Here is a 13,631-nt window from a genome sequence, read left to right on the forward strand (position 1 = left end):
ACCTCCCGTTTTCGGTAAAACCACAGATTCGGGCACAGATCATGCCCGAACGCTTGGCAACAGGCCCGATCGTGAGGTTTAATCCAGAGATCGTGTGACGGGGGTCACCCCCGTCGAGCTCTCATGGAGGACACAACCAATGGCGACCACAGACACCACTCCCGCCACCCGGTCGGGCGCGCGGGTGCACGTGCAGAAGTTCGGCACGTTCCTCTCCAACATGGTCATGCCCAACATCGGCGCCTTCATCGCCTGGGGCCTCATCACCGCCCTCTTCATCGAGGTGGGCTGGCTGCCGAAGCTCGGCATCGGCGACAGCGCCGGAAGCTGGGTCGCCGAGATCGGCGGCTGGGGCGACTTCGCCGGTGGCGGCATCGTCGGGCCGATGATCACCTACCTGCTGCCGATCCTCATCGGCTACACCGGTGGACGGATGGTCTACGACACCCGCGGTGGCGTCGTGGGCGCGATCGCCACCATGGGCGTCATCGCCGGTACCGAGATCCCGATGTTCATGGGCGCCATGATCATGGGCCCGCTCGGCGGCTGGTCGATGAAGCACATCGACGCCATCTGGGACGGCAAGATCAAGCCGGGCTTCGAGATGCTGGTCAACAACTTCGCCGCCGGCATCTGGGGCGGCATCCTGGCCACGTTCGCCTTCTTCGTGATGAGCCCGATCGTCACCTGGATCAGCGACCGCCTCGGCGAGGGGGTCGACTGGCTCGTCACCAACAACCTGCTCCCGCTGACGTCGCTGATCATCGAGCCCGCGAAGGTGCTCTTCCTCAACAACGCGATCAACCACGGCGTGCTGACGCCGCTGGGCACCCAGGAGGCGGTCGAGCAGGGCAAGTCCGTGCTGTTCCTCCTCGAGGCCAACCCCGGCCCCGGTCTGGGTCTGCTCACCGCCTACATGGTGTTCGGTCGAGGCCTGGCCAAGGCCTCGGCCCCGGGTGCCGCGATCATCCACTTCCTGGGCGGCATCCACGAGATCTACTTCCCCTACGTGCTGATGAAGCCGAAGCTGATCGTGGCGATGATCGCGGGCGGCATGACCGGCGTGTTCCTCAACGTCCTCTTCGACGTCGGCCTGCGTGCTCCGGCCGCCCCCGGCTCGATCTTCGCGGTCTACGCGCAGGTGGCCACTGACAGCTACCTCGGCGTGACGATCGCGGTGCTCGGCTCCGCGGCGGTGACCTTCCTCGTGGCGTCATTCCTGCTCCGCACCGACAAGGCCGAGGAGGCCGACGACCAGCTGGTCCACGCGACCGCCTCGATGGAGGCCATGAAGGGCAAGCAGTCCGTCGCGTCCTCCGCCTTGGTCGGCGGCGGCGCCGGCGCCGCCACCGAGACCCGTGAGATCCGCACCATCGTGTTCGCCTGCGACGCCGGCATGGGGTCCTCGGCCATGGGGGCATCGGTCCTCCGCAAGAAGATCCACGACTCCGGTCACACCGAGGTGACGGTGGTCAACAAGGCCATCGCCAACCTCACCGACGACGTCGACCTGGTGGTCACCCACCAGGACCTCACCGACCGGGCCCGCCAGAAGACCCCGTCGGCCGTCCACGTGTCGGTCGACAACTTCATGGGCAGCCCGAGGTACGACGAGATCGTGGAGCTGGTCCGGGAGAACAACAACCCGGCCTGACCGCCCCGCCCGGACGTACCTGACGTCGAGCCCGGCTCTCCATCCCCCGGGAGGGCCGGGCCCGACGTTCTCGGGCCCGATCCGTCGCCCCGACGGTGTGGTCTGATGAGCAGCACCCGACTGACCCACCCGACTGACACACCGACTGACAACACCACGACACCTGCGAGGAAAGAGGCGCCAGATGAGCGACGTACTGAGCCGGGAAGCGATCGTGCTCGGCGGACAGGCCAGGGACCGCGACGCGGCCATCACCGAGGCCGGCAGGCTGCTGGTCGCAGCCGGCGCGGTCGACGAGGCGTACGTCGACGCCATGCACGAGCGCGAGACGTCGGTCTCGACCTTCATGGGCAACGGTCTCGCCATCCCGCACGGCACCAACGAGGCGAAGGCGCTGATCCGGCACACGGCGATCTCCTTCATCCGCTACGACGAGCCGATCGACTGGAAGGGCAGCCCTGCGAAGTACGTCGTCGGCATCGCCGGTGCCGGCGACGACCACCTGACGGTGCTCCAGGCCCTCGCGGGTGCGTTCACCGACGACGCCCAGATCGCCGCCCTCGACGCGGCCCGGACGCCCGACGACGTCCTCGCCGTGCTGGGTGACGTCAGCGCCTGACGTACGCCCACCCGTGTCCCGCCGAGCCCGGTAACGGGTCCGTCCTCACACTCCCGCCCCCACTGATGGGGGCGGGAGTGCTTCTTTCGGGCAGTTGCCGTCGGGCGCTGGGACACGCCGAAGCCTGCGCACGCCGCACTACTGCGGGATGCGTAGTAGTGTGCGCCGCATGGATCAGACCCAGCTCCTCAAGGGAGTGCTCGACCTCGCGGTCCTCGCCGTGGTGCAGGACGAGGACGGCTACGGCTACGACATCGTGCGCCGTCTGCGCGAGGGAGGACTGGCCGAGGTCGGCGACGCCTCGGTGTACGGCACCCTCCGCCGCCTCTACGCCGCCGGCGCGCTGACGTCGTACGTCGTGCCGTCCGAGAGCGGCCCGCACCGCAAGTACTACGGCATCACGCCCATCGGTCGCGAGCAGCTCGCCCGCCAGCGCGACGACTGGCACGCCTTCGCCACGACCCTCGACGGGCTCCTCGCCGGACCCGCCGCCCCTGCCCCTGCCCGAGGAGCCAGCGCATGAACACCACCCAGCTGCCCGTCCGTCCCGACGTCACGGCCTTCGTCGCGCGCGTCCGCGAGCTGCTCGCCGACCTCCCCGAGGAGGACCGGCTCGAACTCACCGAGGGCCTCGAGGCCGACCTGGCCGACCAGGTCGCCGAGCACGGCGGGGGAGTGCTCGGCGACCCGGAGGCGTACGCCCGGGAGCTGCGCGCCGCGGCCGGGTTCGACCCGGTCGCCCGACGGCGCGTCCGGGTGCCACGAGGACGGTCCGCGTCCGAGCTGCTCGACGGGGTCCGCGGCTGGTGGGACGACCAGGTGGCGCGGCCGAGGGTCGCCCCCGCCTGGTCCGTGGTGGTCGCGCTGCGGCCCGCGTGGTGGGTGTTCCGCGCCTGGGTGGCAGCGGTCGCCTTCTGCATCCTGGTGCCCGGCTACACGCCGTGGAGCCTGGCGTGGCTGCCCGGCGTGAGCCCCGGGGTCGGCCTCGGCGTCCTGGCCGTGTGCGTGGTCGGCAGCACCCTGGTCGGCCTGGGTCGACTGTGGCCCGGGTCCGCGCCGACCGGGTCGCGCGGCGTCGCCGCTCGCCTGCTGGTCGTCGGACTGAACGTGCTCGCGCTGGGCGTGACCTCGTTCGCCGCGGAGAAGGTCAGCGACGTGCAGTGGGAGCGCGACCGCGCGAACGGCTTCTACGACAGCTCGTGGACGAAGGACCTCGGCGTGATGAACCGCGGTGAGCAGGTCTGCAACATCGCGGCCTACGACGCGGACGGCCAGCCGCTCGTCGGTGTCCAGCTCTACGACCAGGACGGGCGCCCGCTCGACGTGCGGTGCCACGGCCAGCAGGGCCGTACGGTCCCGTGGATGCTCGGCGACGTCACGCGATGGAACGTCTTCCCGCTCGGCGAGCGCGCCTTCCCGGCCCGCCGGGCCGCGCAGCGTGAGGACCTCGAGGGAGCGGCCTTCCCCGTCCCGGACCGCGCGACCACCCCCGCGGTGACCAACCCGCTGGTGCCGGCCGAGGCCGAGGCGGAGCCGGCACCCACACGGAAGAAGGACGATGACCGACGGGAGGGCGAGCGCCGGGAGCGCGACGTCAGCAGGCGGTGACCACCACCGGGACGCCGTTGAGCGCGGCGTTGCCCGACACGTCGAGCAGCTCGGGGTCGGTGAGGTCGTTGACCGAGACGCCCGGCACCTCTCGGCTGCGAGCCATCAGCACGCCGTCGCCGGCGTGGCCGTAGCCGTGGGGGAGCGACACCACGCCCGGCATGAGGTCGTCGGAGGCGGCGACCTCGACCTCGACGGAGCCGACGCGTGAGGTGACCCGTACGAGCCCCCCGTCGGCGATGCTGCGCGCGGCGAGGTCGGTGGGGTTCATCAGCAGGTGGTGCCGTGGCCTGCCCTTGGTGAGCCGCTCGGAGTTGTGCATCCACGAGTTGCAGTCGCGCTGGTGGCGGCGGCCGATCAGCAGCAGGTCGTCGCCGGTCGGCGCTGGGACTGCGGCGAGCCGAGCGACGTCCTCGACCACGAGCGCCGGCGCGAGGTCGAGGCGCTTGCCCCTCGACGGCAACCGGTCGGGGAGCTGGCCGCCACGCAACGGCCCCAGGTCGATGCCCGCGGGGCGCGCGCGCAGCTTCTTCAGGGTCACCCCGCTCGACCCGCGACGCAGCAGCTGCCCGACGAGGAACGTCGGGGTCGCGGTCAGCCGCGCGCGCTGCACCAGCCGCTTCTTGAGCGGTGCCTTGCGCTCCAGCCGCGCGGTGGTGCGCAGCGTGATCTCCCGGAAGATCTCCCAGTCGTGGCGCTGGTCGGGCTCCTTGTCGAACACCGCCGGGGTGAACCGGGCCGTGTCGCGCACGGCGAGCAGGTGGAAGACCAGGTCGTAGTGGTCGCGTTCCAGCACCGTCGTCGGCGGCAGGATCACGTCGGCGTGGCGCGTCGTCTCGTTGACGTAGATGTCGACCGCCGCCATGAAGTCGAGGCCGCGCAGCGCGGCGTCGAGCCGGGCGCCGTCCGGCGTCGAGAGCACCGGGTTGCCGGCGACCGTCAGCAGCGCCCGGACCTGGCCCTCGCCGGGCGTCTCGATCTCCTCGCGCAGCGCCGCGACCGGCAGCTCGCCGGCGGTCTCCGGCAGGTCCCGCACCCGCGAGCGCCACGCGTCGTGGTGGCCGCGGCCGATCAGCCCGGTGCCCACCGCGTCGATCGCCGGCGTGGTGAACATGGCCCCGCCCGGTCGGTCGAGGTTGCCGCTGAGCACGTTGAGGCAGTTGACGGCCCACTGGCACACGGTCCCCCACGGGCCCGCCGAGACGCCGATCCGGCTGTAGACCACGCCCGCGTCCGCGGCCGCGAGCTCGTGGGCCAGCCGCCGGACCTCCGTCGCCGGCAGGCCGCTCATCGCCTCGGCGCGCTCGGGCGTGAACTCGGCGACCAGGTCCACGACCGTGTCGACCCCGTCGACGTACGACGCTGTCGTCGGCGTGGTCTCCGTCGTGAGGACGTGCAGCATCGCGAGCAGCACCCACGCGTCGGTGCCGGGCCGGACGAAGTGGTGCTCGTCGGCGACCTTCGCGGTCTCGGTGCGGCGCGGGTCGAGGACCACCATCCGGCCGCCGCGAGCCTTGAGGTCGCGCACGCGCTGGGGGAAGTCGGGCACCGTCATCAGGCTGCCGTTGGAGGCCATCGGGTTGCCGCCGACGACCAGGAACCACGAGGTGCGGTCGATGTCGGGGATCGGCAGGAACAGCTGGTGGCCGAACATCAGGTGCGCCACGAGCTGGTGGGGGAGCTGGTCGACGGAGGTCGCGGAGTAGCGGTTCCTGGTCCGGAACGACTTGAACATCGCGGTGCCGTGGGTCATCGAGCCGAGGCTGTGGGCGTTGGGGTTGCCGAGGTAGACGCCGAGCGCGTCGTCGCCGTGCTCGTTGACCACCCGGGCGACGTTGTCGGCGACCAGGTCGTACGCCTCGTCCCAGCCGATCTCCTCCCACCGGGCGTCGGCGCCCTCGCCGACGCGACGCACCGGGCGTCGCAGCCGGTCCGGGTCGGCGTACACGTCCGCGATCGCGACGCCCTTCGGGCAGACGTGGCCGCGCGACAGGGGGTCGGCGCGGTTGCCGCGCACGGCGACGACCTCGCGGCCCTCGATCGTCAGCTCGAGCCCGCAGATCGCCTCGCAGAGGTTGCACACGCCGATGCGCTTCTCACCACCCATGCGGTGGATCGTCGCACGTCCGGTACCCCACCGGGGGGTGACAGAGGACCGGGCGCAGGCCAGACTCTGCCCCGGCCCGGTCTGGACCGGGCCGCATCCCCTACAGAATGGAGACCGTCATGGGTTTCGGAGGGCCGATCGGCCTCATCGTCGTCGGACTGATCCTGGCGCTGGCGTTCAACACCCAGCAGGTCGGGCCGCTCGAGGTCACCACGCTCGGCTGGATCCTGGTGCTCGCCGGCGTGTTGTGGCTCGTGCTCACGGTCGTGCAGCAGAACACCAAGCGGCGCCACACCACCACGGCCACCACGACCGACGCGCACGGCCGCCAGGCCACCACGCAGCGCACGGACGAGTCCGACCCGCCGCCCCCGCCGGCCGTCTGAGGACCGCCGCGGACTGACCCGAGGGTCTCGTACGTCTCCGAGCGCGGCGCGGATTGGGCCGCAGGTCCGGCGCCTCGATATGCTTCTGCGGTTGCCCGGGAGGGTGACACGCCGTCACGACGGCCGCGGAACCAGAGTGCCCCGGTGAACAGGCCCGGGCGCGCCGCGCAACGAGAACCGAAGGAGCCCCCATGTCGATTGGTACCGACGCGGAGACCAAGAAGAAGATCATCGCCGAGTACGCCCTGACCGAGGGCGACACCGGTTCCCCCGAGGTCCAGATCGCGCTGCTCAGCCACCGCATCTCGCACCTCACCGAGCACCTCAAGACGCACAAGCACGACCACCACAGCCGTCGTGGCCTGCTGCTGCTCGTCGGCCAGCGCCGTCGTCTGCTCAACTACCTGCAGAAGACCGAGATCGAGCGCTACCGCTCCATCGTCGAGCGCCTCGGCCTGCGTCGCTGATCGCGTCAGGAGCGGCTCCCCGCCACGGGGGGCCGCTCCTCTCACATCCGGGATCGGTCGCGCTAGTGTCGACCCGGAACAACTGAACAACCACCCAACAGGAGCGACCCGCCTCGTCGCCCGGTCCTCGGTAGTGGCCTTCAGATCCCCAGCCTCCGGCTCGGGAGAGCTGCGGGCCTCGATCGAAGACCGGCCCCGCGGGACCTTCGATGGTCCACCACATGAGGGGTGGACGCCGCGGATCGCTCCGCGAAGAGAAAGCAGGATCCTGCTTCCATGAGTGAACCCATCATCTCCGCTGTCGAGACCGTCCTCGACAACGGCAAGTTCGGCAAGCGCACCGTCAAGTTCGAGACCGGCCTGCTGGCCCGCCAGGCCGCCGGTTCGGTCACCGCCTACCTCGACGACGAGACCATGCTGCTCTCGGCGACGACCGCGGGCAAGACGCCCAAGGACCACTTCGACTTCTTCCCCCTGACGATCGACGTCGAGGAGCGGATGTACGCGGTGGGCCAGATCCCCGGCTCGTTCTTCCGCTCCGAGGGCCGCCCGGGCGAGGACGCGATCCTCACCTGCCGCCTGATCGACCGCCCGCTGCGCCCGACCTTCAAGAAGGGCCTGCGCAACGAGGTCCAGGTCGTCATCACCGTCATGGCGCTCGACCCCGACATGCCCTACGACGTGCTCGCGATCAACGCGGCGTCGCTGTCCACCCAGCTCTCCGGCCTGCCGTTCTCCGGCCCGGTCGGCGGCGTCCGCGTGGCGCTCATTGATGGCCAGTGGGTCGCCTTCCCGACCCACTCGCAGCTCGAGTCGGCGGTCTTCGACATGGTCGTCGCGGGCCGCGTGACCGAGGCCGGCGACGTCGCCATCATGATGGTCGAGGCCGAGGCGCCCGAGGACACCATCGCGCTGGTCCAGGGTGGCGCCCAGGCGCCGACGGAGGAGGTCGTGGCCGGTGGCCTCGACGCCGCCAAGCCCTTCATCAAGCAGCTCGTCGAGGCCCAGGCCCAGCTCGCGGCCGAGGCCGCCAAGCCGGTCCAGGACTTCCCGGTCTTCCTCGACTACGAGGACGACGTCTACGCCGCCGTCGAGGCCGCGGCCAAGGACGACACCGCCGCCGCGATGACCATCGGCGACAAGCAGGAGCGCGAGCTCAAGGTCGACGAGATCAAGGGCGCGCTGCTCGAGAAGCTCTCCGGCCAGTTCGAGGGCCGCGAGAAGGAGATCGGCGCGGCGTTCCGCTCGCTCACCAAGAGCCTGGTCCGCCAGCGCGTGCTGCGCGACAAGGTCCGCATCGACGGCCGCGGCCTCGCCGACATCCGTCCGCTGCACGCCGAGACCAACGTGATCCCGCGCGTCCACGGCTCGGCGCTGTTCGAGCGCGGCGAGACCCAGATCCTGGGTGTCACCACCCTCGACATGCTCAAGATGGAGCAGCAGCTCGACACGCTGTCCCCGGAGAAGCACCGCCGCTACATGCACAAGTACGTCTTCCCGCCGTTCTCCACCGGTGAGACCGGTCGCGTGGGCTCGCCCAAGCGTCGCGAGGTCGGCCACGGCGCCCTGGCGCGCCGCGCCCTCCTGCCGGTGCTGCCCTCCCGCGAGGAGTTCCCCTACGCGATCCGCCAGCTCTCCGAGGCCATGGGCTCCAACGGCTCCACCTCGATGGGCTCGGTCTGCGCCTCCACCCTCTCGCTGCTCCAGGCGGGCGTGCCGCTCAAGGCCTCCGTCGCCGGCATCGCGATGGGGCTCATCTCCGACGAGGTCGACGGCGAGACGCAGTACGTCGCGCTGACCGACATCCTCGGTGCCGAGGACGCCTTCGGCGACATGGACTTCAAGGTCGCCGGCACCCGTGAGTTCGTCACCGCGCTCCAGCTCGACACCAAGCTCGACGGCATCCCCGCCGAGGTGCTGGCCGCCGCGCTGACCCAGGCCCGCGACGCGCGCCTGGCGATCCTCGACGTGATGGCCGAGGCCATCGACGCCCCGGAGGAGATGTCGGTCCACGCGCCGCGCATCATCACCGTCCGCGTCCCCGTCGACAAGATCGGCGAGGTGATCGGTCCCAAGGGCAAGGTCATCAACCAGATCCAGGACGACACGGGCGCGACCCTGTCCATCGAGGACGACGGCACGGTCTACATCGGTGCGACCAACGGCGAGGCCGCCGAGGCGGCCAAGGCCGCGGTCAACGCGATCGCCAACCCGACCATGCCCGAGGTCGGCGAGCGCTACCTCGGCACGGTCGTGAAGACGACCAACTTCGGTGCCTTCGTCTCGCTCATGCCCGGCAAGGACGGCCTGCTGCACATCAGCAAGCTCCGCGCCCTGGCCGGCGGCAAGCGCGTCGAGGCCGTCGAGGACGTGCTCTCGGTGGGCCAGAAGGTCCAGGTCTCCATCGCCGAGATCGACGACCGCGGCAAGCTCTCGCTGGTCCCCGTCGTCGAGGAGTCCGAGGGATCCGAGGAGTCGGCCGAGGCCGGTTCCGATGCGGCTCCCGAGGCCGGCGACGAGTGACCCTCGTCTGACGCTCCACCCCACGACCGGTCGGCCGTCAGGCCGGCCGGTCGTGGCGCTTCACCCCATCCCGGAAGGACCCCCGTGCAGAAGAACGGCACCACCCGCACCCTCCACACCGTCAAGGACGCCGACGGCGCGGTGACCTCCCGCGTACGCCGCACGGTCCTGCCCAGCGGCCTGCGGGTCGTGACCGAGCAGATGGCCGGCAGCCGTTCGGCGAGCATCGGCGTGTGGGTCGCCGTCGGGTCGCGCGACGAGACGCCGGCCCTGCACGGCTGCTCGCACTTCCTCGAGCACCTGCTCTTCAAGGGCACCCCCGAGCGCAGCGCGATGGACATCTCCGTCGCGCTCGACGCGGTCGGAGGCGAGTTCAACGCCTTCACCACCAAGGAGTACACCGTCTTCCACGCGCGGGTGCTCGACGAGGACCTGCCCACCGCGGTCGACGTGCTCGGCGACATGGTGACCGCCTCCACGATCACCGAGGCGGACGTCGAGGCCGAGCGCGACGTGATCCTCGACGAGATCGCCATGCACGACGACGACCCCGACGACGTGGTGCACAACCTCTTCGCCCACCAGGCGTGGGGCGACACCCCGCTCGGGCGCCCCATCGCGGGCACCGAGGCGTCGATCACCGCGATGACGCGCGCACAGATCCACCGCTTCTACGTCCGCCACTACCGCCCGGACAACATGGTCGTCTCGGTCGCCGGCAACGTCGACCACGCGACCGTGGTGCGCCAGGTCAGGAAGGCCTTCGGCCGTGGCGGGTTCCTCGACGGCGAGGCCGCCCCGGCGCCCTCCGAGCAGTCCGAGAAGGCCCGCCGCGTGCACCCCGGCGAGTCGCGGACCGTACGCCCCCAGGAGCAGGTCAACCTCGTCCTCGGCGTCAAGGGGATCACCCGCACCGACCCGCGCCGCTACGCCCTCGGCGTGCTCAACACCGCGCTCGGCGGCGGCACGTCGTCCCGGCTGTTCCAGGAGGTGCGCGAGCTGCGCGGCCTGGCCTACTCCGTCTACTCCTTCGCCACCCACCACGCCGACGCCGGCGTCGTGGGCGTCTCGGTCGGCTGCCTGCCCGGCAAGTACGACGCGGTGCTCGAGACCGTGCGCAACGAGCTCGCCAAGGTGGCCGCCGACGGCCTGACCGCCGAGGAGCTCGAGCGCGGCAAGGGCCAGCTCAAGGGCGGTCTCGTGCTGGGCCTCGAGGACTCCGGCTCGCGGATGTCGCGCCTCGGCAAGGTCGAGCTGATCCACGACGAGCTGCTGACGATCGACGAGGTGGTCGCGCGTATCGAGGCGGTCACCCTCGAGGACGTCGCCCTGCTGGCGAAGGAGCTCTTCACGCAGCCCGAGCTGCTGGCGGTCGTGGGCCCGACCGCTGGTTGAGCAGCGCGGGTCACGGCTTCACACGCTCAGCCGTGCCGCTGCTCAACCACCATCAGTGCTGACCGGATCTCCGCTGCGTGCAGCGCTCACCGTCGCGCGATGATCCCGATGACCGGGGGAGCCTTCTGCTCGACCACGCTGACCCGGAAACCGCCGCGAAGCAGGTTCTCGGAGGCCTTCTTGACGATGTTGGGCACCAGCTCGGGTCGCGCGGCCTCGTAGAAGAGGTAGACCGCTCCGCCGGGGACGACCCGCTCGTGGAGGAGGGCGACCTCGTCGTCGCAGGCGCGCACCCAGAACAGGTTCACGTTGAAGGCGAAGACCTTGTTGAGCCGCTTGACCGGCACCCGCAGCGTGGCGAGGTCGATCTGGCGCACGACGAGGCGGCCGGCGTCGACGTACTTCTGGTTGCGGCGCTTGGTGCGGTCCACGCCGGACTCGGAGCGGTCGATCGCGAACAGCTTGCCGGTCTCCAGCTTGCTGCAGATGGCCTCGGCGCCGGCGCCGGGGCCGCAGCCGATCTCGAGGACCTGGTCGCCCGGCTGGACGTCCATGAGGTCGACGGCCCACTTGATGCGCGGCGGGATGGTCGAGGCAGGCATGGCCCACAGCCTGCCAGACCCGGGTCCACCAGTCAGCCACCGCCACTCTGGTGACGCCGTCCGGCCGATACGGTGGGTGGTGTGAGCACACCAGGAGAGGCCCCCCGCAAGGTCGGCGTGCTGGGCGCGCGCGGCAAGGTCGGCGCAGAGGTCTGCCGGGCGGTCGAGGCCGCCGACGACACCGAGCTGGTGGCGGCCGTCGATGCCGGCGACGACGTCGCGGAGCTGGTCCGGTCGGGGGCCGAGGTGGTCGTCGACTTCACCCATCCCGACGTGGTGATGGACAACCTCAGGTTCTGCATCGAGCACGGCATCCACGCCGTCGTCGGCACCACCGGGTTCGACCGGTCACGGCTCGACCAGCTCGAGGCGTGGCTCGCGGACGCGCCGGGGGTCGGTGTGCTGATCGCGCCCAACTTCTCGATCGGCGCGATCCTGATGATGCGCTTCGCCGCCCAGGCGGCTCCCTTCTTCGAGTCCGTCGAGGTCGTCGAGCTGCACCACCCCGACAAGGCCGACGCGCCGTCCGGCACCGCCCGGCGTACGGCCGAGCTGATCGCCGCGGCCCGCCGCGACGCCGGCAGCGCGCCGATGCCCGACGCGACGTCGACCGGCCTCGAGGGCGCCCGCGGCGCCGACGTGGAGGGCGTACGCGTGCACGGTCTGCGCATCCGCGGGCTCGTGGCGCACCAGGAGGTCGTCCTCGGCGCGGCGGGGGAGACCCTCACGATCCGGCACGACTCGCTCGACCGGGTCTCCTTCACCCCGGGGGTGCTCGTGGGCGTCCGCTCGATCGGCGACCACCCCGGACTCACGGTCGGGCTGGACGCGTTCCTCGACATCGGCTGACCCGGCCCGGAAGCGGCCTCAGACCAGGCGGGCCAGTGCTGCCACGGCGGCTGCTCCCACGACGACGACGAGGAACGGCAGTCGCAGCAGCAGCGCCACCACCGCGAAGCCGAGCCCGAGGGCGCGCGCGTCCAGGGTGAGCGCGGTGCCGGAGGAGCCGACCTGCACGGCGACGAGGGCGGCGAGGAGGGCGACGGGGATGAGGTCGGCCACGCGCTCGACCGTGGCGTGGCTGAGCACCCTCTCGGGGAGGGAGAGGCCGGCGAGCTTGAGCAGGTAGCAGCCCACTCCCGCCAGCAGGACGGCCGTCCACATCAGCGGTGACCTCCTGCCACGTCGTCGGGCCCCGGGATCTCGGTGGGGTCCTGCCGCCTCGCCAACACACCGACGAGGAGCGCCACCCCACCGGCTGCGAGCACCGGCACGCCCGGTGCGGCCAGGGGCACCATCGAGAGCGCGACCACGGCGGCCAGCCCAGCCACGAGGACGTTGCGACGGTCCTTGAGACGCGGCCAGAGCAGGGCCAGGAAGGCGGCGCCGACGGCGGCGTCGAGCCCGTAGGTCCGCGGGTCGCCGACGGCCTCGCCCGCGACTGCTCCGATCGCGGTCGCGAGGTTCCACAGGACGAAGACGGAGACGCCGGTCGTGAGGAACCCGAGTCGCGCCGCCTCGGTGGTCTCGCGGTTGACCGACATCGCCGTCGACTCGTCGATCAGCACGTGTGCCGCCGCCGCCCGCCGCCACCCACGCCACCGGAGCAGCGGCCCCATCCGGAGTCCGTAGAGCGTGTTGCGGGTGCCGAGCAGGAGGGCGGTCGCCGCGCCGGACAGGGGAGCGCCGCCGGCGGCGACGACCCCGGCGAGCGCGAACTGGCTGGCGCCGGTGAACATGAGCAGGGACAGCACGCACGTCTGCGCCACGCTCAGTCCGGAGGCGACCGACACGGCACCGAACCCGACGCCGTACGCCCCGGTGGCCACCCCCACCGCCAAGCTGTCGCGGACGATCGCCGAGCGCTCGCTCGGGGTCAGGGCGGCCTCGGTCACGCCCCGAGGCTAGGTGATGCCGACGTCGGTGCGACGGGCCGGTCGGACGCCTGGTGGTCGCCTGGTGGTCGCCTAGTGGGCGCGACGGCGGGCGCGGGCCGGACGTGCCTCGCGGTGGTGGAAGTCGTGGACCAGCACGAAGGCCGCGGCGGCTCCGGCCGCACCGCCGGCGAGCAGGCCGAGGCGGAGGTTGACGGGGACCTCGGGGATGGCGCCGAACCACAGCCCGAGGCCGACGCAGACGACGAGCGCGGCGATGATGAGCAGGAACCTGTGCAGTGCGGGAAGCGGACCGAGCATCTGGGGACCCCCGTGGTCGGCCGGCGAAGTAGCCGGCACTCCATAGTGACGCGCGTCACAGGAAAATCAAGCACC

At 71.3% G+C, this 13,631-nt stretch carries 14 protein-coding genes; 9 read left to right on the forward strand and 5 right to left on the reverse strand.

The genetic code is table 11. From position 1 onward, the window contains the following. Positions 1 to 139 precede the first annotated feature (139 nt). From IEZ24_RS15030 to IEZ24_RS15045, 4 genes are all read left to right on the forward strand, one after another. A complete protein-coding gene (locus tag IEZ24_RS15030) occupies positions 140 to 1,654 on the forward strand; it encodes a PTS mannitol transporter subunit IICB (protein WP_129454784.1) in 1,515 nt (504 codons plus the stop codon). A gap of 184 nt (positions 1,655 to 1,838) precedes the next feature. Then, the gene (locus tag IEZ24_RS15035) at positions 1,839 to 2,273 is read left to right on the forward strand and encodes a PTS sugar transporter subunit IIA (protein WP_129454785.1); all 435 of its coding nucleotides are present in this window, start codon (positions 1,839 to 1,841) and stop codon (positions 2,271 to 2,273) included. A gap of 169 nt (positions 2,274 to 2,442) precedes the next feature. Then, positions 2,443 to 2,796 carry a PadR family transcriptional regulator gene (locus IEZ24_RS15040; protein WP_129454786.1) on the forward strand — a complete coding sequence of 118 codons (354 nt, stop codon included), beginning with the start codon at positions 2,443 to 2,445 and terminating at the stop codon, positions 2,794 to 2,796. After that, entirely contained in the window at positions 2,793 to 3,881 is a 1,089-nt protein-coding gene (locus tag IEZ24_RS15045) for a DUF1700 domain-containing protein (protein ID WP_129454787.1), read from the forward strand. The genes IEZ24_RS15040 and IEZ24_RS15045 overlap by 4 nt, the downstream gene beginning before the upstream one ends. Here IEZ24_RS15045 and IEZ24_RS15050 read toward each other — a convergent pair. Then, positions 3,868 to 5,988, reverse strand: coding sequence for a molybdopterin-dependent oxidoreductase (locus tag IEZ24_RS15050; RefSeq protein ID WP_129454788.1), 2,121 nt, complete (start codon positions 5,986 to 5,988; stop codon positions 3,868 to 3,870). The genes IEZ24_RS15045 and IEZ24_RS15050 overlap by 14 nt on opposite strands. A gap of 119 nt (positions 5,989 to 6,107) precedes the next feature. Between IEZ24_RS15050 and IEZ24_RS15055 the strand changes: the two genes are divergently transcribed. The 4 genes from IEZ24_RS15055 to IEZ24_RS15070 all read left to right on the forward strand — a co-directional run bounded on the left by IEZ24_RS15055 (position 6,108) and on the right by IEZ24_RS15070 (position 10,759). After that, positions 6,108 to 6,374 (forward strand): DUF6458 family protein, encoded by a 267-nt coding sequence (locus IEZ24_RS15055; protein WP_129454789.1) that lies wholly within the window; start codon positions 6,108 to 6,110, stop codon positions 6,372 to 6,374. Positions 6,375 to 6,565: 191 nt separating this feature from the next. Beyond that, entirely contained in the window at positions 6,566 to 6,841 is a 276-nt protein-coding gene (rpsO, locus tag IEZ24_RS15060) for a 30S ribosomal protein S15 (protein ID WP_056906479.1), read from the forward strand. A 276-nt stretch (positions 6,842 to 7,117) separates the two neighbouring features. Continuing rightward, positions 7,118 to 9,364 carry a polyribonucleotide nucleotidyltransferase gene (locus tag IEZ24_RS15065; protein ID WP_129454790.1) on the forward strand — a complete coding sequence of 749 codons (2,247 nt, stop codon included), beginning with the start codon at positions 7,118 to 7,120 and terminating at the stop codon, positions 9,362 to 9,364. An 84-nt stretch (positions 9,365 to 9,448) separates the two neighbouring features. Continuing rightward, on the forward strand, positions 9,449 to 10,759 hold the full coding sequence (locus IEZ24_RS15070; RefSeq protein WP_129454791.1) for a M16 family metallopeptidase: 1,311 nt from the start codon (positions 9,449 to 9,451) through the stop codon (positions 10,757 to 10,759). Between the two features lie 86 nt (positions 10,760 to 10,845). Here the strand turns inward: IEZ24_RS15070 and IEZ24_RS15075 are convergent, their stop codons facing one another. Next, positions 10,846 to 11,361, reverse strand: a complete 516-nt coding sequence (locus IEZ24_RS15075; protein ID WP_129454792.1) for a class I SAM-dependent methyltransferase — start codon at positions 11,359 to 11,361, stop codon at positions 10,846 to 10,848. An 81-nt stretch (positions 11,362 to 11,442) separates the two neighbouring features. On the opposite strand from IEZ24_RS15075, the gene dapB reads away from it, so the two are divergent. Next, positions 11,443 to 12,210: a 4-hydroxy-tetrahydrodipicolinate reductase gene (gene dapB, locus IEZ24_RS15080; protein WP_129454793.1), complete on the forward strand. Its 768-nt coding sequence runs from the start codon at positions 11,443 to 11,445 to the stop codon at positions 12,208 to 12,210. A gap of 18 nt (positions 12,211 to 12,228) precedes the next feature. Here the strand turns inward: dapB and IEZ24_RS15085 are convergent, their stop codons facing one another. From IEZ24_RS15085 to IEZ24_RS15095, 3 genes are all read right to left on the reverse strand, one after another. Continuing rightward, positions 12,229 to 12,525 (reverse strand): AzlD domain-containing protein, encoded by a 297-nt coding sequence (locus tag IEZ24_RS15085; protein WP_129454794.1) that lies wholly within the window; start codon positions 12,523 to 12,525, stop codon positions 12,229 to 12,231. After that, entirely contained in the window at positions 12,525 to 13,256 is a 732-nt protein-coding gene (locus IEZ24_RS15090) for an AzlC family ABC transporter permease (RefSeq protein WP_129454795.1), read from the reverse strand. The genes IEZ24_RS15085 and IEZ24_RS15090 overlap by 1 nt, the downstream gene beginning before the upstream one ends. Positions 13,257 to 13,328: 72 nt before the next feature. Beyond that, entirely contained in the window at positions 13,329 to 13,556 is a 228-nt protein-coding gene (locus IEZ24_RS15095) for an OapA N-terminal domain-containing protein (RefSeq protein ID WP_129454796.1), read from the reverse strand. Between the last annotated feature and the right edge of the window lie 75 nt (positions 13,557 to 13,631).

The organism is Nocardioides ganghwensis, assembly GCF_014779655.1.
In the GTDB taxonomy this organism is placed as follows: Bacteria; Actinomycetota; Actinomycetes; order Propionibacteriales; family Nocardioidaceae; genus Nocardioides; species Nocardioides ganghwensis.

Excerpts from the sequence above, each read along its gene's own strand:
- IEZ24_RS15030 (WP_129454784.1), top strand. The coding sequence starts at position 140 with ATGGCGACCACAGACACCACTCCCGCCACCCGGTCGGGCGCGCGGGTG.
- IEZ24_RS15040 (WP_129454786.1), top strand. The coding sequence starts at position 2,443 with ATGGATCAGACCCAGCTCCTCAAGGGAGTGCTCGACCTCGCGGTCCTC.
- IEZ24_RS15075 (WP_129454792.1), bottom strand. The coding sequence starts at position 11,361 with ATGCCTGCCTCGACCATCCCGCCGCGCATCAAGTGGGCCGTCGACCTC.
- rpsO (WP_056906479.1), top strand. The coding sequence starts at position 6,566 with ATGTCGATTGGTACCGACGCGGAGACCAAGAAGAAGATCATCGCCGAG.
- IEZ24_RS15055 (WP_129454789.1), top strand. The coding sequence starts at position 6,108 with ATGGGTTTCGGAGGGCCGATCGGCCTCATCGTCGTCGGACTGATCCTG.
- IEZ24_RS15095 (WP_129454796.1), bottom strand. The coding sequence starts at position 13,556 with ATGCTCGGTCCGCTTCCCGCACTGCACAGGTTCCTGCTCATCATCGCC.
- IEZ24_RS15065 (WP_129454790.1), top strand. The coding sequence starts at position 7,118 with ATGAGTGAACCCATCATCTCCGCTGTCGAGACCGTCCTCGACAACGGC.
- IEZ24_RS15045 (WP_129454787.1), top strand. The coding sequence starts at position 2,793 with ATGAACACCACCCAGCTGCCCGTCCGTCCCGACGTCACGGCCTTCGTC.
- IEZ24_RS15050 (WP_129454788.1), bottom strand. The coding sequence starts at position 5,988 with ATGGGTGGTGAGAAGCGCATCGGCGTGTGCAACCTCTGCGAGGCGATC.
- IEZ24_RS15085 (WP_129454794.1), bottom strand. The coding sequence starts at position 12,525 with ATGTGGACGGCCGTCCTGCTGGCGGGAGTGGGCTGCTACCTGCTCAAG.
- IEZ24_RS15035 (WP_129454785.1), top strand. The coding sequence starts at position 1,839 with ATGAGCGACGTACTGAGCCGGGAAGCGATCGTGCTCGGCGGACAGGCC.